The organism is Bradyrhizobium sp. CCH5-F6, assembly GCF_001556045.1.
GTDB lineage: Bacteria > Pseudomonadota > Alphaproteobacteria > Rhizobiales > Xanthobacteraceae > Bradyrhizobium.
This window is the reverse complement of sequence record NZ_LSIC01000194.1, coordinates 54,671-73,002: the sequence shown is the minus strand read 5'-3', so window position 1 is coordinate 73,002 and position 18,332 is coordinate 54,671. Positions and strand designations below refer to the sequence as shown.

The 18,332-nt window shown below is 66.1% G+C and carries 15 protein-coding genes; 5 read left to right on the top strand and 10 right to left on the bottom strand.

Features of this window, described 5'->3' with window-relative positions; translation table 11 throughout:
• Positions 1 to 134 precede the first annotated feature (134 nt).
• Entirely contained in the window at positions 135 to 1,178 is a 1,044-nt protein-coding gene (locus tag AX729_RS33855) for an ABC transporter substrate-binding protein (protein WP_061028615.1), read from the top strand.
• Entirely contained in the window at positions 1,175 to 3,868 is a 2,694-nt protein-coding gene (locus tag AX729_RS33850; protein WP_061028564.1) for a hybrid sensor histidine kinase/response regulator, read from the top strand. Before AX729_RS33855 ends, AX729_RS33850 begins: the two co-directional genes overlap by 4 nt.
• Here the strand turns inward: AX729_RS33850 and AX729_RS33845 are convergent.
• Positions 3,861 to 4,781 carry a LysR family transcriptional regulator gene (locus AX729_RS33845; protein WP_061028563.1) on the bottom strand — a complete coding sequence of 307 codons (921 nt, stop codon included), beginning with the start codon at positions 4,779 to 4,781 and terminating at the stop codon, positions 3,861 to 3,863. The two genes, AX729_RS33850 and AX729_RS33845, sit on opposite strands and share 8 nt — an antisense overlap.
• Positions 4,782 to 4,910: 129 nt before the next feature.
• Here AX729_RS33845 and AX729_RS33840 point away from each other — a divergent pair, with 129 nt between their 5' ends.
• Positions 4,911 to 5,849: a ring-cleaving dioxygenase gene (locus AX729_RS33840; RefSeq protein ID WP_061028561.1), complete on the top strand. Its 939-nt coding sequence runs from the start codon at positions 4,911 to 4,913 to the stop codon at positions 5,847 to 5,849.
• The gene (locus AX729_RS33835; protein ID WP_061028559.1) at positions 5,846 to 6,472 is read left to right on the top strand and encodes an alpha/beta hydrolase; all 627 of its coding nucleotides are present in this window, start codon (positions 5,846 to 5,848) and stop codon (positions 6,470 to 6,472) included. The genes AX729_RS33840 and AX729_RS33835 overlap by 4 nt, the downstream gene beginning before the upstream one ends.
• 83 nt (positions 6,473 to 6,555) lie before the next feature.
• Here AX729_RS33835 and AX729_RS33830 read toward each other — a convergent pair whose 3' ends face one another.
• The 7 genes from AX729_RS33830 to AX729_RS33800 form a co-directional block, all read right to left on the bottom strand.
• Positions 6,556 to 7,002 carry an SgcJ/EcaC family oxidoreductase gene (locus AX729_RS33830; RefSeq protein WP_197433741.1) on the bottom strand — a complete coding sequence of 149 codons (447 nt, stop codon included), beginning with the start codon at positions 7,000 to 7,002 and terminating at the stop codon, positions 6,556 to 6,558.
• A gap of 407 nt (positions 7,003 to 7,409) precedes the next feature.
• A complete protein-coding gene (locus AX729_RS33825; protein WP_061028555.1) occupies positions 7,410 to 8,906 on the bottom strand; it encodes an ABC transporter substrate-binding protein in 1,497 nt (498 codons plus the stop codon).
• Between the two features lie 54 nt (positions 8,907 to 8,960).
• Positions 8,961 to 9,965 (bottom strand): ABC transporter ATP-binding protein, encoded by a 1,005-nt coding sequence (locus tag AX729_RS33820; protein WP_061028553.1) that lies wholly within the window; start codon positions 9,963 to 9,965, stop codon positions 8,961 to 8,963.
• Positions 9,962 to 10,975 (bottom strand): ABC transporter ATP-binding protein, encoded by a 1,014-nt coding sequence (locus AX729_RS33815; RefSeq protein ID WP_061028551.1) that lies wholly within the window; start codon positions 10,973 to 10,975, stop codon positions 9,962 to 9,964. Before AX729_RS33815 ends, AX729_RS33820 begins: the two co-directional genes overlap by 4 nt.
• A 2-nt stretch (positions 10,976 to 10,977) precedes the next feature.
• Entirely contained in the window at positions 10,978 to 11,865 is an 888-nt protein-coding gene (locus AX729_RS33810) for an ABC transporter permease (RefSeq protein ID WP_061028549.1), read from the bottom strand.
• Entirely contained in the window at positions 11,862 to 12,812 is a 951-nt protein-coding gene (locus AX729_RS33805; RefSeq protein WP_061028547.1) for an ABC transporter permease, read from the bottom strand. Before AX729_RS33805 ends, AX729_RS33810 begins: the two co-directional genes overlap by 4 nt.
• An 84-nt stretch (positions 12,813 to 12,896) precedes the next feature.
• Complete coding sequence (locus tag AX729_RS33800; protein WP_061028545.1) at positions 12,897 to 14,318, bottom strand: amidase; 1,422 nt, start codon at positions 14,316 to 14,318, stop codon at positions 12,897 to 12,899.
• Positions 14,319 to 14,442: 124 nt separating this feature from the next.
• On the opposite strand from AX729_RS33800, the gene AX729_RS33795 reads away from it, so the two are divergent.
• On the top strand, positions 14,443 to 15,330 hold the full coding sequence (locus AX729_RS33795; RefSeq protein WP_061028544.1) for a LysR family transcriptional regulator: 888 nt from the start codon (positions 14,443 to 14,445) through the stop codon (positions 15,328 to 15,330).
• 12 nt (positions 15,331 to 15,342) lie between these two features.
• Here the strand turns inward: AX729_RS33795 and AX729_RS33790 are convergent, their stop codons facing one another.
• A complete protein-coding gene (locus AX729_RS33790) occupies positions 15,343 to 16,278 on the bottom strand; it encodes a carbohydrate kinase family protein (RefSeq protein WP_061028542.1) in 936 nt (311 codons plus the stop codon).
• Positions 16,279 to 16,413: 135 nt separating this feature from the next.
• Entirely contained in the window at positions 16,414 to 18,330 is a 1,917-nt protein-coding gene (locus AX729_RS33785; RefSeq protein ID WP_061028540.1) for a nitric oxide reductase activation protein NorD, read from the bottom strand.
• Positions 18,331 to 18,332: the final 2 nt, after the last annotated feature.

The following is an 18,332-nucleotide window of genomic DNA, read 5'->3' as shown; positions in this document are numbered from 1 at the left end:
TTGGCAGCAGAGGAATACGGTATCGGGCTGCCAAACGCTGCGAATGAACATTCACAAGCGCATTTTTTCCTCAATTGTGGTCACCGGCCTTTCGCGTTATGCAACCGCCCGGGGAAAGTTTTGCGAAGTATTTCATGATCGAGCGGCCCGCTCGTGCCCACACTGTGCCGGCGGTTGCCCGTCGCGATGTCCTTCGTCTTGCGACCGCAACCGCCGCGGGATGGATCGCGCTCGGCGCGACGCCGGACCGGATGCGGATCGTCGCCTCGCTGACCGCGTTGCCGCTCGACGACGAGTTGACCAGACGGAACCTGATCAACAGCGCAACTTCCCGTCTTGGCGGCCTCATCGTCGGCTTGAGGCAGCGCGGCTGGGTCGAAGGCGTCAACTTCCGCCTCGAGCTCCGTTCGAGCTTCGGCGCGCCGGACCGGATGAAGGCGGCAATTCAGGAATTGCTGGCGCTCAAGCCGGACGTGATCCTGACGGGGTCGACGATCGAAACCGCGGCGGTTCTGGCCGCCACCAAGACCATTCCGATCGTGTTCGCGACCGCCAATGATCCCGTCGGCAACGGCTTCGTCGAAAGCCTTGCCCATCCCGGCGGCAACGTGACGGGTTTCACCAGCAGCACCGCCGAGATGGGCGGCAAATGGCTTCAACTCGTCCGTGAGGCCGTGCCGGATATTGCCCGCGTGGGCGCCCTGTACAACCCCTCGACCACACCTCGGGGGGGACGCTTCTTCCTGGACTCGATCGAGCAGGAGGCGGCCGAGTGCGGCGTGTCCGTCGTCCCCGTCCCGGTCGACGCGCCTGCGGACATTGACGAGGCCCTCAGGCGCTTCGCCGAACAGCCGAAGGGGGCGATGATTGCGCTGGTCGACAGCTTCCTCGTCGTCAACCGGCAGGCCGTCGTTGCGGCGGCCGCAAAGTATCGCGTGCCCACGATCTATCCATTCCATTACTTCATGGATGCCGGCGGGTTGATGAGCTACGGGCCGACGCTCGAAGTGCGCTCGGCCGATTATGTCGATCTGATCCTGCGCGGCACCAAGGCCGGCGATCTTCCGGTGCAATCGCCGCGCAAGTACGAGCTGCTGATCAACCGCACCGTCGCCCGCACGCTCGGCTTGACGATCCCGTTCACGCTGCTTGCGCGCGCCGACGAGATCCGCGAGTGAACGAAACGGCCGACCAGGGACATCTGCGGACGCCTCCCGGCCGGCTGTTCAGGAAGTATCTCTACTCGATCGTCGCCCTCGCCTTCGCCGCGCTAGCGATCAATACCGGCTTCGACGTCTGGTTCTCCTATCGCGAGCAGAAGCAGCTGCTGGCGGCGACGCAGCGCGAGCAGGCGGCCTCCGCGGCCATTCAGATCGGCCAGTTCATCGGCCAGATCGAAAACCAGATCAGATGGCTCGCGCGCCTGCCGCCCGAGCTGTCGACCAACGAGGACGAGCGTCTGAATGCGATCCGCCTGCTGCGCCTTTCGCCTGCGATCGCGGAAATCGCCCAGCTCGACGCGCAAGGCCGCGAGCAGGTGCGCGTGTCGCGCCGCGTCGCCGACAGGGTCGGCAGCAAGACCGATCTCTCTGCCTCGCCCGCCTTCCGCGGTGCCAATGACAGCCGGGCCTATTACGGTCCCGTCTATTTCTTCGGCGACACCGAACCATTCATGACGCTTGCCACGCGCGGCACCGGCCATTCGCCCGATGTGATCGTCGCCGAGGTCAATCTGCGCTTCATTTGGGATCTGGTGGCCGGAATCAGGGTCGGCAACACCGGCAAGGCCTATGTCGTCGACCGCATGGGGGTCTTGATCGCGCATCCCGATCTGTGGCGGGCGCTGCAGCAAAGCAATCTTTCGGGGCAAGCGGACGTTCGCGCCGCGCTCGACGGCATCGGGCCGCCCTCGGGCGGTCTCGTCAAGGAGGATCTGTCCGGCCAGCGCGTACTGTCGACCTATGCGACGGTGCCCTCGCTCGGCTGGCTGGTGTTCGTCGAGCTGCCGCTGGCCGAAGCCTACGCGCCGATCTATGCATCGATCGGCCGCTCGACGTTTCTCCTCGTCATCCTGCTGGCCTGCGCGGTGCTGGTCTCCCTCTTCCTCAGCCGGCGCATGACCGTGCCGATCCAGATCCTGACGCAGGGGGCGCGGCGGATCGGCAGCGGCGATCTCAGCTCGCGGCTCGCGATCAAGACCGGTGACGAGCTGGAGGCGCTCGGCGACCAGTTCAATCGGATGGCCGCTCACTTGCGCGAGTCCTACGCCACGCTCGAGCGCAAGGTGATCGAGCGCACCTCCGAGCTCGAGAAGGCGCGCGATCAGGCGCTCGCCGAGCACGAGGCCGCCGAGCGCGCGCGCCGCGCGGCCGTCGCCGCCAACGAAACCAAGTCGCGCTTCCTTGCCGTCGTCAGCCACGAGCTGCGCACGCCGCTGAACGGCGTCATGGGCGTACTGCAATTGCTGGACGACGGTAGCCTCAGCGAGGCCCAGCACCGCCACCTCGCCACCGCCGCGGCATCGGGAGAAACGCTGATCGCGCTGGTCGATGCGGTGCTGGAATATGCCCGTCTGGAAGCCAGCACGGAGATGCTGGAGACGCGCGACTTTCGTCTCGACCAGCTCATCGGAGCCGCTGCCGACCTGATGCGGCCACAGGCCGTCGACAAGGGATTGACCTTCGATCTCGCCTGCGATGCGACGGTCGACACCGCCGTGCATGGCGATCCGGTGCGCCTCAATCGCGTCCTGCTCAATCTGATCGGCAACGCGATCAAGTTCACGCCCAGCGGCGGCATCGGCTTGAGCGCGGCGGCCGAACGGCGCGACGATCACGTCCTGCTGCGCATCAGTGTTCGCGACACCGGCATCGGCATCGCGCCCGAGCTGCACGAGCGGATATTCGAGGATTTCGTCCAGGCCGACGACAGCATCGCGCGGCGGTTCGGCGGCACCGGCCTTGGCCTGGCGATCGCGCGCCGCCTCACCCGCCTGATGCGCGGCGAGCTGACGGTTGCCAGCATGCCGGGCGCGGGCAGCACGTTCACGCTCGAAGTGCCGCTTGGCCTTGCCCGAAACGGCATCGCGCAAGGTGTGCTGCCGCCACCCCAGCGCCAGCTCCGCGTGCTGCTGGTCGACGACGACCCCGTCAATTGCGAGGTCGGCGAAGCGATCCTGAAGCGGCTCGGCCATCGCGTCGCGATCGCCAGGGACGGCGGATCGGCCGTCTCGCTGGCGCGGGATCAGGCGTTCGACGTCATCCTGATGGATCTGCACATGCCGGACATGGACGGCGTGGAGGCGGCCTCGCGGATCGGCAAGCTCGGCCTTCGCAAGATGCCGCGCATGATTGCCGTGACCGCCGACGTATCGCGGAGCGCCCGCGAGCGGCTCGCAGGCGCAGGCATCGCCAAGGTCGTCAGCAAGCCGATCCTGATCAACGCGCTGCGCAAGGCGATCGAGGACGATCCCGGCGAACAGCCGGCAGCCGCGCAACTCGCGACCGGCGAATTGATCGACCGGCACTTTCTCGACGACCAGCGGGAGCTGCTCGGCGCGGCGCAAATCGCAAAACTGCATCATTTGCTCGGAAAGACGAGCGAAACACTCATCGAGGGCATCGAAAAGGCAGCAGCGATCGGCGATCGCAGGCAGCTTGCGCGATCCGCGCACCAGCTCGGCAGCGCCGCCAGCGCGCTCGGGCTGGTCCGCCTGTTCGATCGCTGCCGCGACGTCGAGCTGGCAGCACCGGCGATGTCCCCACCAGAGTGCCGAAATGCCGCCCGCGAGCTCGCCGAGATTCAGCAGGCGTCGATGCGGGCCTTGGACGAATTGTTTCAGCCTACCGAACAGCGCTCGGTCAGTTAGCCTCGGCTCGCCGGCGACCGCCCTCGTCCTCCCTCCCAAACCGCTCGACCAGGAAATCGATGAACAGCCGCACCTTCACCGACAGATGCCGCGTCGGCGGATACACCGCATAAAGCGCGAGCGGCGGCGCAGAATAGTCGTCCAGCACCGTACGCAGATCGCCCTTCCGCAAGGCACCAGCGGCGATGAACTCGGGCAGCAGCGCCAGCCCCCTGCCCTTGATGGCGACGTCGCGCAGCACCTCGGCATTGTTGACGCAGAGCGACCAGGCCGGCTGGATCCAGTGATCGCCGTCGGCACCGGTCAGCTTCCACTGGTTGCCGGTGAGCAGGAAGCCGTAGGTCAGCGAGGCGTGCTCGCGCAGGTCCTGCGGATGCTTTGGCGTGCCGTGACGCGCGAGATAATCCGGCGAGCCACAGATCATGCGTGCCACCGGCATGATCTTGCGCGCGATCAGGCTCGAGGACTCCAATTCCGCGATGCGTAGCGTGACGTCGAAACCGTCCTGGACGGGATCGAGCAGATCGTCGCTGAGCACGATCTGGAGCTGAAGCTCGCCATAACGCGCCATGAAATCGGCGATCGCCGGCCCGAGCCGCATCGTGCCGAACGACATCGGTGCGTTGACGCGGAGCAGGCCGCGCGGCGCCGACTGCGCCTGCGCCACCGCCTGATCCGCGGCCTCGATTTCCGAGAGGATCACGACCGCGCGCTCGAAATAGCGCTGGCCGCTCTCGGTCGGACTGGCGTGCCGCGTGGTCCGGTTCAACAGCTGGACGCCGAGGCTCTCCTCGAGATCGGCGATGTATTTGCTGATCGCCGAGCGCGACAGCCGCAGCTGCCGGCCGGCTTCTGCAAAGCTCCCGCTTTCGACCACCTTCACGAAAGCCCGCAGGCTGCCGAGCTTATCCACGGGCTCGCCCCAGCGATTGTTTCCAAATCGTAGACATAGCGGTCATAATTGCATGGATTGTCTCCAATCCGAAGCGGAATGATATTTCCGGCCAGAGCAAGACCGCTCCCCGAATCTTGGAGGACGACAATGTCTGGACTGCACCATGTCACCGCGATCGCCGGCGATCCCATCAGGAATTTCGGCTTCTACACCCGGGATCTCGGACTGCGCTTCGTCAAGAAGACGGTCAATTTCGACGACCCCGGCACCTATCATTTCTATTATGGCGACGAGACCGGCCGCCCCGGCACCATCCTGACCTTCTTCCCCTGGGCCGGCGTCTCGGCCGGGCGCCGCGGCGTCGGCGAGACCCATCAGACCGCCTTCCGCGTGCCGCAGCGTTCGCTCGGCTACTGGACGCAGCGCTTCACCGAGAAGGGCATCGCGTACGAAGCCCTGGAGAAGCGCTTCGGCGAATCCGTGCTGCCGTTCACTGATCCGGATGGGATGGCGCTGGCGCTGGTCGGCATTCCCGGCGCGGAGAACGAGCCCGGCTGGAGCAACGGCGACGTGCCGGCCGAGCATGCGATCCGAGGTTTCCACGGCGTGACCTTGCTGCTCGACAGCGCGGCGAAGACGGCCGCCGTCCTCACCGACGTGTTCGGCTTCAAGGAGACCGGACGCGAGGGCTCGGTGATCCGCTTCAAGGCGTCAGGCGATGCCGAGGGCAGCGTCGTCGACATCTACGAGGCAAAGGGTTTCTTGCGCGGGCACCAGGGCGGCGGCTCGGTGCATCACATCGCCTTCCGCGCGGCTGACGATGCCGAGCAGGGCAAGATGGCGCAGAAGCTCGTGAGCAATCACGGCCTGCACCCGACCGAGCAGAGGGACCGCAACTATTTCCGCTCGATCTACTTCCGCGAACCCGGCGGCGTGCTGTTCGAGATCGCGACCGACATCCCCGGCTTCGCGGTGGACGAGCCCGTCGCCACGCTGGGACGTGACCTGAAGCTGCCGAGCTTCCTCGAACAGCATCGCAAGCAGATCGAGGACGTGCTGCCGAGCCTGGAAGAGAGCGCGTCATGACCGAGAGTGCCTTCATCCATCGCTTCGAGCCCGCGACCGGCGCGGGCTCTCCCCCGCTCCTGCTGCTGCACGGCACCGGCGGCGACGAGAACGACCTGCTCGGGCTCGGCCGGATGATCTCGCCCGGCTCCGCCCTGCTCTCGCCGCGCGGCCGCGTGCTCGAACACGGCATGCCGCGCTTCTTCCGCCGCCTCGCCGAGGGCGTGTTCGACGAAGAAGACGTGCGCCGCCGCGCGCACGAGCTCGGCGACTTCGTCACGGAGGCGCGGAAGCAGTACGGCCTCGCAGCGCCGGTTGCGGTCGGGTTCTCCAATGGTGCCAACATCGCGGCGGCGCTGTTGCTGCTGAAGCCGGAGGCGCTTGCGGGTGCGATCCTGCTGCGCGCCATGGTGCCGCTGTCGGATCCGCCCAAGGCCGAACTCGGCGGCAAGCCGGTGTTGCTGCTGTCCGGGCAGGCCGACCCGATCGTGCCGGCGAGCAATTCCGCAAAGCTTGCGGCGCTGTTGTCGCAAGCCGGAGCGCGTGTCGAGCACAAGGTGCTGCCCGCGGGCCATCAATTGTCGCAGGCCGACGTGACGCTGGCCCGCAACTGGATCGGCAACGTCGACGCGGAAGCGGCATGACCGACGGGCGGCGCATCGTTTCCGAACGGTGCGCCGCCTCGGGTCTGCGGACCGATACATCACGGCACCAAGACTTGCGATCGTCATTGGCGTGTAGCGGACAACGGTGACGAATGGTGGTGGATGATCATCCATCGCCCCTCTCGTCTGACGAGTACCATGGTAAAGCGCGATGGACGGGGAGCATCGTTTTCTGCTGCCCGGGCGAAATTGTAAAAACCGGTCCCCACGACGGAGGTCTCGTTGACGATGATCGTTCGTCGCTCGACGATCGTATTTTTGCGACCACTCCCCGGCAGATCCTGGAAATATTTCCGGATTCCTTCCGCGCCTTCGGACATCACCGGGCTGGTCGTACCGAGCAGAATCGCGTCGGGGGCGTACAGAGCCACGAGCGCATCACGATCGTTTGCAGTGTACGTCGCTGACCATTGGTCGATGACCGCGTTGGCCTCATCCGCAGGTCCCGCAAGCGCGACCGTTGAGAAAGTCCCCAGCCAAAGACATACCCCTGCCGCCAGACTTTTCATCATAGCCTCCCAGTGCAAGCGTCACGATCGATGACGGTCACAGCGTAAGCAGCGCTCAGGTCATTACTGCCCGCTTGAACGCGAACTCCAGCGTGAGGCCGGCCGCAGTACGTGGATTGGTAAACTTCAATTCATCGTCGGTAGTCGCGTCACGATCCGACGCTCCGCACTTCATTCGGAATTACCGATAACGACATCATGCCAGTGTTTTGCCCGACGGGTCAAGGGCACTCGCCGGCTTGGGCAAGTATTTCAGACCAGCTGTGCAAGCCATTGAAATACCTGACCCCGTCTACTGTGCATGGGGTTGTTTTCACGGTTTTGTTCTTGAGCTCACAAAAAATGGCCTCTCTCCGATCGAGAGAGGCCATTGTCGAAGCGACAGGCTCGACCTGGTCTCGCAGTCCCTACTCCCAATACCAGGTCGAGAAATCGTTCTCGTATTGCGGCACGTCCTTCCAGACGCCCTTCAGCTTCTTGTTGGTGATGGTGATCAGCTGCGGCTGGTAGAGATAAGCGGAGACGGCGTCGGTCGCGAGCATGCGCTGCGCGTCGCCGAGCAGTTTGGCGCGGGCAGCCTCGTCCGGCGTCGAGACGATCTGCTTGTAGAGCGCATTGAAGGTCTCGTTGTTGTAGCCGAGATAATAGTCCGGCTCGGTGACCTTGACGAGATCGAACGGCTCGACATGGCTGACGATGGTGAGATCGAAATTGTGCGGGCCGTTGGGCGCGAACACCTGCGAGAGCCATTGCGCCCATTCGACGTTCTCGATCTTGGCGACGATGCCGACCTTGGCGAGCTGGGCTGCGACGATCTCGCCGCCCTGCCGCGCATAGGACGGCGGCGGCAGCTTGAGCGAGAGCTCGAGCGGGGTGGTGACGCCGGCCTCGGCGAGCAGCTTCTTGGCCTTCTCGGGATCGTAGGGGTTGATGCCGGTGGTGTCGACGAAGCCCAGCGCGCCCGGCACGTAGAAGCTGCCGATCGGCGTGCCGAAACCATCGACGGCGCCGTCGATGATCGCCTTGCGGTCGATCGCGGCGAGGATGGCGCGGCGGACGCGAACGTCGTCCAGCGGCTTCTTGCGATGGTTGATGCCGACGATGGTCTTGGCCCTGGAGCCGCCTACCTGGACGTTGAAGCGCGGATCGGCCTTGAACTGCGCGATCGCACGCTGGGCGGCAACGCGCGGGAACGCATCGACGTCACCCGACAGCAGGGCGGCGGTCTGCGCCGCCGGTTCGGAGATGAAACGGATCGTCACCTTCGACAGCTTGACCGCAGCGGCGTTGCGGTAGTCGGCCCATTTGGACAGCGTGATCGAAGAGCCCTTGGCCCAGGCTCCTAACTGATAGGGCCCGGTGCCGACCGGCTGCGTGACATTGGTTGAGGCGCTCTTCGGCTCGACGATCGAGCCGCTCGCCTGCCCGAGCAGGAACGGCAGGTTCGGCTCGCCATATTTCAGGGTGATCACGACGGTGTCGGCGTCGGGTGCATCGACCTTCGCGAAGGCCTGGAACAGGCTCTTGTCCTTGTTGGTGCTGGTCGGCGCGGCGTTGCGCTCGAACGAGAACTTCACCGCTGCGGAATCGAACGGCTCGCCGTTGTGGAATTTGACGCCCTTGCGCAGCTTGAAGGTGTAGGTCTTCAGATCGGGCGATGCGGTCCAGCTCTCGGCCAGCAGCGGCGAGACCGAGCCGTCTTCGTTGATCTTGGTCAGGGTCTCGTAGATGTTGTAGAGCGTGACCTCGGCGATCGCGGCGGCGGCGGCATTGGTGGGATCAAGGCCCGGCGGCTCCAGTGCCATCGCCATGACGACGCTGTCCTTCTTGGACTGCGCCGATACCGGCAAAGGCGCTGCGGCGAGTGCGGCGGCGAAGGCGACGATCGATAGTTTCCTCAACATGTGTAACTCCCCGGCCTGCTGACGTTTCAGCCTATGCCAATTCCGCGGTGGACACTAACCTTCCATGGCCGCCTGCGGCAACGCCATCACGGCTTCGGCCTTGTGGCAGGCGGCAAGGTGCCCCTCGCCGACCTTGCGTAACTCAGGCAGAGCCTCGCGGCAATGCTGGTCGGCGAGCGGACAGCGCCCGACATAGGGGCATCCGGTCGCCGCCGCCGAATGCGAGGCAATCGCCTGCGCCCCGCGCCGTCGCCGGCCACTGACGGGGCGCGCCCGCGGCACCGCATCCAGCAGGGCCCGCGTGTAAGGATGGGCGCAGCGCTCGAACAGATCCTCAGGCCGGCCCTGCTCGACGATCCGGCCGAGATACATCACCGCGACCTCGTCGCAGAGATAGTCGACTACGGCGAGGTCGTGGCTGATCAGGATGTAGCTGAGGCCGAACTGCTCATGCAGGTCCTGCATCAGGTTCAGCACCTGCGCTTGCACGGAGACGTCGAGCGCGGAAACCGGCTCGTCGGCAACGATCAGCTTCGGTTGCGTGATCAGGGCACGCGCAATGGCGATGCGCTGGCGCTGGCCGCCGGAGAATTCGTGCGGATATTTCTCCATGTCCGCATCACGCAAGCCGACCTGGCGCAGCACCGCGGCGACGCGTTCGCGGAACGTCCTGCGGTCGGCGCCATCCAGTACGGTCAGCGGCTCGGCGACGATGCGGGCGATGGTCTGGCGCGGATCGAGCGAGCCGTAGGGATCCTGGAACACCATCTGAAAATCGCGCCGGGCACGGCGCAGCTCGTCGGCCGGCAGGCAATTGAGATCGCGCCCGAGCAGCGCGACCTTTCCCGAAGTCGGCCGTTCCAGCGCCATCACCACGCGCGCGAAGGTCGACTTGCCCGAACCGGACTCGCCGACGATGCCGAGGCTCTTTCCGGCCTGGACCTGCACGCTCACGCCGTTCAGCGCACGCACCTGTCCGGGCGGCCGGAACAGGCTTTCGCGGGGCAGCGTGTAGCGCTGCTCGAGATCCGTAACGTCGAGAAGCGGCGCGGCGGTCATGCGGTCAGCGCCCCGACGTTTTCGGCCATCGAGACATCTGTCCTGATGCAGCGCACGCCATGGCGAGGTCCGACCTCCACCACCTGCGGCAGCGCGGCGCGGCACGGGTCGATCACGAGCGGGCAGCGATCGGAGAAGGTGCAGCCGGAAGGCAGATCGGCGAGCTCCGGCACCGTGCCTGGGATGGTCGTCAGCCGCGTTCCCTTGCGCGCGCCGAGCTTCGGCCGGGCGCGGAACAGGCCCTGCGTGTAGGGATGTCCCATGCGGCGGAACACCTCGTCGGTCGGCCCGCTCTCGACGACGGCGCCGCCATACATGACCATCATCCGCTGCACGTTCTCGGCGATGACGCCGAGATCGTGCGAGATCAGGATCATCGACATGCCGCGCTCCTCGACGAGATCGGCGATGAGGTCGAGGATCTGGCCCTGGATGGTGACGTCGAGTGCGGTGGTCGGCTCGTCCGCGATCAACAGGTCCGGCTCGCAGGCGAGTGCCATGGCAATCGTGATGCGCTGGCGCTGGCCGCCGGAGAACTGGTGCGGATAGGCATCGACGCGCCGCGCCGGATCAGGCAACCCGACGCGGTCGAGCAACGCGATCGTCTCGCGCCGGGCCTGCGAGGCCGAGTAGTTCTTGTGACGCCGCAGCGGTTCGGCCACCTGATGGCCGATCGTGTGCATCGGATTGAGCGCGGTCATCGGCTCCTGGAAGATCATGCTGATGCGGTTGCCGCGCAGACGGCAATAGTCGGCGTCAGAAAGTCCGACGAGTTCATCGCCATCCAGCCTGATGCTGCCGCTGACGACCGCGCTGTCCGGCAAGAGGCCCATCAGCGAGAGTGCCGTGACCGACTTGCCGCAGCCGGACTCGCCGACGAGCCCCAGCGTCTCGCCGCGCTTCAAAGTAAAGCTGACGCCGCGCACGGCCTGTGCCGGCCCGCGGCTGGTGTTGAGCCGGACGCCGAGATTGCTGACTTCGATCAGCGGCATGGTCGGACGCTCGCCCATGATCACCGCTCCCGCGCCAGTCTGGGATCGAGCAGATCGCGCAATCCGTCTCCGAGGAGATTGAGGCCGAGCACCGCGATCGCGATCGCAACGCCGGGATAAACGGCGAGCATCGGGGATTGGAACAGCAGCGTCTGCGCATCGTTCAGCATCCGGCCCCAGGACGGCTGCGGCGGCTGGGTGCCGAGGCCGAGATAGGACAGCGCAGCCTCGGCGAGAATGGCGAGCGCGAACTGGATCGTGACCTGCACGATCAGGATCGACAGGATGTTGGGCAGGACGTGCTCGATCGTGATGCGGAAGCGTCCCTTGCCCGCAGCGCGTGCCGCTAGCACGAATTCGCGCGCCCAGATCGCATTGGCCGAGCCGCGCGTCAGCCGCGTCAGCGTCGGGATCTGGAAGATGCCGATTGCGACGATTGAGGTCACCATGCCCGGCCCCGCCACCGCGGCGAGCATGATCGCGGAGAGCACCGCCGGAAAGGCGAAGCTGAAATCGGCGAACCGCATGATGATCTCTTCGGTCCAGCCGCGCTTGGCCGAGGCCGTCAGGCCGAGACAGACGCCGAAGGTCAGACCTATGCTCACGGCAATGATGCCGACCATGATGGTGGAGCGCGCCCCCGCAAGGAGCAGCGAGACGACGTCCCGGCCGAAGGAGTCGGTGCCGAGCCAATGCGACGAAGACGGCGGCCGGAGCTTCGAGGCGATGTCGATCTCATAGGGCGACCACGGAGTCCACACCAGCGACAGCAGCGCCGAGGCGACCACCAGCAGCGTCAGCGTGCCGCCGAGTACGAAGCTGCGATGGCGCAACGCGCGGCGCCAGAACGTCCGGGCCGGGAGCGGCCGCGTTGCGATCGGTGCGTCAATGGTCAGGGGCGCGCTCACAGGTCGTGGACCTTGATGCGGGGATCGATGGCGGCATAGAGCACATCGACCACGAAATTGACGATGACGACCATGGCGGCGAGCAGCATCACGCAATTGCGCACCACGATCAGGTCGCGGTTGGCAATCGACTGGAAGATCAGCCGGCCGAGGCCCGGCAGGTAGAACACGTTCTCGATCACGATGGTGCCGGCCAGCAGGTTGGCGAATTGCAGCCCCATCACCGTCATGACCGGGATCATCGCGTTGCGCAGCACATGGCGCCACAGCACCTCGCGCTTGCCGAGCCCCTTTGCACGCGCCGTGCGGACGAAGTCTTCGCGCAACACTTCCAGCACCGCCGAGCGCGTGACCCGCGCGAGGATGGCGGCCTGCACCACCGCAAGCGAGATCGCCGGCAGCAGCAGCGACTTGATCCCCGGCCAGATGCCGTCCTCCCAGCTGGCAAAACCGCCCGCCGAGAGCCATTGCAGCCGCACCGAGAACAACAGCACCAGGAGGATCGCGAACCAGAAGTTCGGCAACGCGATGCCCACCTGGGTCAACGACATCACGCCGACGTCGCCGAGCTTGTTGTGATTGGCGGCGGTGTAGATGCCGGCGGAGAGCGCCAGCGTCACCGTGATGGTCATGGCCATGATCGCGAGCGGAATGGTCAGCACCAGCCGCTCCGCGATCAGGCTGGCGACCGGCGTGCCGTAGACGTAGCTGTTGCCGAGATCGCCGGAGAGAAGTCCCTTGATCCATTGCAGATAACGGACGGCCAAGGGCTGGTCGAGCCCGAGCTTGACGGTGAGCGCGCGGACCGCGTCCGCCGAGGCATCGGCGCCCATCAGCATCTGCGCGGCGTTGCCAGGAAGCGCGTCGAGCACCAGAAAGATGATGAGAGAGGCGCCGACCAGCGTCGCCAACAAGGTCAACAGACGTCGGAGGAGAAAGACGCTCATGCGCGCTCGGCTTCAGGGCTCAACCCCAGCACGATCAACATGTCCGGACGCCTGAGGCAAGCTCTTTGCTGCATGCTCCTCTCCTCAAGCGGGCCAACGCGAGAGAAGATCGTGCGAGGCCTCGAACAGCGCGCTCACACGCAGCAGTTCCGCGTCGGCGCGGAAGCGGCCGACGAGCTGAAGCCCGATCGGCAGACCGTCGCGGCCGAAGCCGCTGGGCAGGCTCACGGCGGGATGGCCGGTCATGTTGAACGGCATGGTCCATGGGAACCAGTGCGGCCGGACACTGTCGAAATGCTTGCCGTCGATCTCGATGGTGCCGAACAGGTCCTGCTCGATCGGCAACGCGGTGCGCGTCAGCGTCGGCATCGCCAGCAGGTGCCCGCGCGCAAGCAGCGATTGCACCCGCCTGAACAGCGCGGTGCGCGCGAACATCGCTTCCTGGTAGTCCACGCCGCTGACCTCGGTGGCGAGCGCAAGCTGCTTGAGGAAGGCTTCGCTCAGCTCGTCCTTGTGCTCGGTCGCCAGCTTTGCGAAGCGCGTGCGCCAGACCGTGTGGTTGATGGCACGCCAGATCGGCTCAACGTCGAAACCGTCGCCGGGGAATTCCTCCAGCTCTGCGCCAAGGCTCGCCAGCCGGTCGAGGCTCGCCTTGAAAGTGGCGGCGACGTCAGTGGACACCGGACGGCCCGGCGGCGTCAGGCAGTACAGGATCCTCTGCCCGCGCAGATCGCCGCGCGGGGCGGCCGTGCCGACGAAATCGGGCGCGGGAACGCCGATCGACCAGGGATCGCAGGCATCCTCGCCGGCCATCGCCTGCATCATCAGCGCGGTGTCGGCGACGGTACGGGTGGTCGGCGTGACATAGGTCTGGTTGCCGAACGCATCCAGCGCCTGGCTGTGCGGGATGACGCCGTTGCTCTGCTTCAAGCCCACCACGCCATTGCAGGCGGCCGGTATCCGAGTCGAGCCCCCGCCATCCGTCGCGATGGCAAGCGGCGCGATGCCGCTGGCAACGGCAACCGCTGCGCCGCCGCTGGAGCCGCCGGAGGACCGGCGTGCGTCCCACGCATTGCGGGTACGACCGAACAGGGGCGAGTCGGTGAGGCACTTGCTGCCGAATTCCGGCGTCGTGGTCTTGCCGATCAGGATCGCGCCTTGCGCACGCAGTCGCGCCACCGCCACAGCGTCCTCGTTCGGCACATTGTCCTTGTAGGGAACGGCCCCGAAGGTGGTCTTGACGTCCCTGGTGTTGACGATGTCCTTGACGGTGACGGGGATGCCGTGCAGCAGGCCGAGCGGTTCGCCGGCCATCACCTTGCGCTCGGCTTCGCGCGCCGCAGCCATCGCCTCATCGCCGCACAGGGTGATGAAACAGTTGAGCTCGGGCTGGAGCGCCTCGGCACGCGCGAGAACGGCTCGGACGATCTCGACTGGCGAAATCCGCTTTCCGGCGATGAGGCCGCGCAGCTCGGTTGCGGACAAGCGACAGGGATCGCCATTCATGGTCACATCGCACTCCGAAGCGGGCCGCCATTGGCCCGAAGACATTGACAGCAAGAATGACAGCCTTGTTAACTCGCCGTCCAATACAATTTTTGTCGTCATCCCATATGTTTTGGGTATGCCAATGGATCTTCGCCGGCTCCGCTATTTCGTCGCCGTCGCCGAAGCGCGCAGCGTGGGCAAGGCCGCCGAGCGGCTGCGGATGGCGCAGCCACCGCTCTCGGTGCAGATCCGCAAGCTCGAGGCCGAAGTCGGCGCGCCGCTGTTCCGCCGCGGCACGCGCGGCATGGACCTGACCGAGGCCGGCCAGGCCCTGCTGGCACGTGCCGGCGAGGCGCTGGCGCTGGCAGCCGACGGCGTCGAAGCCGCGCGCGCGGTCGCGGCCGGAAAGCGCGGACGGATCTCGGTCGGATACATGTTCGCACTGGCGAACGCGGTGCTGCCGCGCCTGATCCCGGAGTTGCGACGGGCCATTCCCGGCGTCGACCTCGACTTCGCCGAGCTCAGCGCATCGACGCGCGAGACGCGACTGCTCGACCGCAGCGTCACGGTCGCACTGTGCATGCCGGCGATCAACCATCCCGAGATCCAGGTGGCGCGGGTCGGCGCGCAACGTCTCATGCTGGCGATGCCGATCCGGTCGCCCCTCTCCCGCCTCGGCGCGGTGCCGATGGCCAAATTGCACGGCCGCCCGTTGATCGCGCTGCCGCGGCCCGACCAGGATGCCGCCTCCTCTGCGGTGACGGCGTTGCTGCGGCGACATCAGGTGGTGATGCCGATTGCCAGCCGAGTGGAGACCGTGCATTCGGCGATGAGCCTCGTGCTGGCCGGCGAAGGGTTCGCGATCCTGCCCGCCTGCGCCAAGCTCGGTGCGCCGCGTGGCATCGTGTTTCGGCCGCTGCGGGATGCAACCGACTCCATCGACATTGCGGTATGCTGGCGGCGTGACTCACAGAGCCCGTTGATCCGAACCTTTCTCAAATGCGCCGAGAAAGTGGTCGCCCGCCTGTAAGGCGGCTCTCCCCTACGGACTCCATGTGATCTCGCTGCTCCAGGGAGGATCGGCGCCCGGACGGGTGCAGGTCAGGGCTGCGCAATTGGCGGCAAAGGACAGTGCGCGGCGGAGCTCGTCCGCCCCGATGTCCTTTAGTCGCGGCCGAGCGATGCGCTCCTGCTTGTGCAGGGCGAACAGCAGCGCCGCCTGAAAGCTGTCGCCGGCGCCGATGGTGTCGGCGACCTCGACCTTTGGCGCGGTGACCTCGATCTGCCCTGCCCCCACGTGCCAGGCAATGGCGCCTTGATTGCCGCGGGTGATGACGACGAGGCTCGTGCCCCGTGCAAGCAGCGCGGTCGCGCGCCTATGATACGGCTCTTCGCCGAAGAGATAGGCAAAGTCGATCTCCGACATTTTGACGAGGTCAGCGCTTCCAGCAAACTCGGTCATGCGCGCGAGATAGGCCGACTTGTCGTTGACCAGGCTGGGCCGGCAATTTGGATCGAAGGAGATCGTCGACGGCGTCCGCGCATCCCCGATCAGCGACATCGTCTGCGCCGCGCCGTCATCGTTGACCAGCGTGGTCGAGCCGACATGAACGGCTTCGACCGTATCGAAGGGAATGGTCCCGCGCCGGTAGGTCCAGTTCCGCGTCGCGGTCTCGGCATCGTAGAAAGCATAATGCGACTCGCCGGCGACGATGCGGACGAAGGCGAGTGTGGTCTGGTGATCGCTACGCGTGGCGAGACCCAGCTCGACCTGCGAGGCCGCGGCATGATCGGCGATCATCCGTCCGAAAAGGTCAGTCGAGATGCCGCCGACGAAGCCTGCCGGCGCGCCCAGCCGCGCCATGCCGATCGCGACGTTCAGGCAGGAGCCGCCGACGGCGGGCATCAGGGCCTCGCGTCCCTCCGTGTTTCGCGTCGGCACGAAATCGATCAGGGCATCGCCGCAGGTGATCAGCATCCGCTTCAACCTCTCACGACGCCGCGCATCGCCGCGCGGCTGCCGCGATCGACCCTGGCCTTTTGATCCATCCGGCCATTCGATCACATAGCCAATTCCCGAGCAACAATTCACACGAGGTTATGTTCTACCGCCTCAATGCGCCACCAGCCGGTAGATCGCCGGCAGTGCCACGGGCAATCGCTTGACGTTCCCGACGATGGCGTAGCCACCGCGTCCGAACAGCGTCGGAAAGTACGTTTGCGCCGTCGCGTCGATCGTCACGCCGAAGACCGCAATGCCGAGCCGGCGCGCTTCCTGCACGGATTTCCTGGTGTCTTCGACCGCAAAGCGCCCTTCATAATGATCGACGTCGTTCGGCTTGCCGTCGGTGAGGACGAGTAGCAGCTTCTTGCGTTGCGGCTGGCGGGCGAGCTCGGCCGCGGCGTGGCGGACCGCCGCGCCGATCCGCGTATAATAGCCGGGCTTGAGCGCGCCGATGCGGCGCTCCACCGCCCCGCTCATCGGCTCGCCGAACGCCTTGACGGCTTCGAGCCGTACCCATGAGCGCCGGCGCGACGTGAAGGTCAGGATGCTGTGGTGATCTCCGCAAGCCGACAGCCCATGCGCGAGCACGAGCAGTGCTTCCTTCTCGACGTCGAGCACGCGATAGCCGTCGACCCAGGCATCGGTCGACAGCGAGACGTCGACCAGCAGCGTGACGGCGAGATCGTGCCCCTGCGGCCGCATCGCCATGTGGACGCGATCGAGACCGCCGCTGCTGCCGGCGCGCAGATCGCATCTCGCCCGCACGAGCGCATCGAGGTCGAGTTCATCGCCGTCGGCCTGAGCGCGCATCAATTCGCGGCGCGGCCGCAAGGCCTCGAAGCGGCGGCGTACCTGGCGGACGTGCCGACGCATGGTCTCATCAGGCGTCCAGTTCTCGCCTCGTTCAGGGGCCGCGCCGGCGAGCACGCGACAATGATCGCGCAGGTAGGAACCGCTGCGATAGTCCCATTCGGGATAGGTCATGTCCGCATTCAGCCGCGAGGCGTCGAGGGCCTCCGGTGGCAGGTCGAGATCGAATTTGAACCGGCTCGCCGGCTTGCCGCTGCGGCGGCTGAGCGTGATCTCCTCGAGATCGTCGGCCGCCTTCCGCGCATCCTCGTCCTCGCTGTCATCAGCCGGGCGGTCGACATTGACCATCTCGGCCATCGCGAGGATCTTCTCGAAACGGTTGAGCACGAAGGGATCGCGACGACTGACATTGTCCTCGCGCTCGCGGACGGCGAAACGCTTTCGATCGTCCTTCGCCGCGGCCTCCGCACCCGGTGCGCATTCGTCTTCGTCCGCATGTGCAGGCGAGAGCTCGCGCGTCCAGCAATCGCCCCAGAGCGGACACGGCAGGATCGAACGGTAACCCGGGGGCGCCTTGTCCGGCAGCGGACCCGTCCCCATCATCGCCGGCCACAATCTGCCTGGAGGCGCCCTTCCGGGTCCGAGCAGGGCCAGGACGATCTGCTCGATCTCTTGCTCGACGCGCGGCAAGGAGCGACGAGGCCGGGCCTCGGCGGTGGCCGCGGCAAGCTGCGCGTAGTCGGCGACGAGCCCAGGGAATTGCGTGAGCACCCAGACAGCGGTCTCGCTCGCCCGACGCAACACCAGAAGATCCCGCCGTAGCGGATCGATCTCCGCGATCGCTTCGATCGGCGCGGCGGCGAACCATGCCGCCAGCCAGCGATAAAGGGTTGCGTTCAAGGTCCGGTCGGGAAAGATCGCGATACGATCGGGCAGGAAGATGGTTGCGGCGTCACGGCCGGGCTGCTCGAGCCGCTCGTCGCCCAGGCCGATGCGTTGCCGCCAGCCGAGACGATGACCCGTCCGGCGCGCGCTTGCGCTGGCGATTTGAACGCCGGTCTCGCCGCCAAGCGCGCGGAACATCACCGCGAGCCGGCCCCTCACCTCCGAAAGCGTCACCGCGTGATCGTCGTAAACCGGATAGCTCGCGGTGCCGCCGATCATCCGATGCCAGGCCCGGCCGACCGTCTCCTCAAGTTCGAGGAAGTCGAGCATGG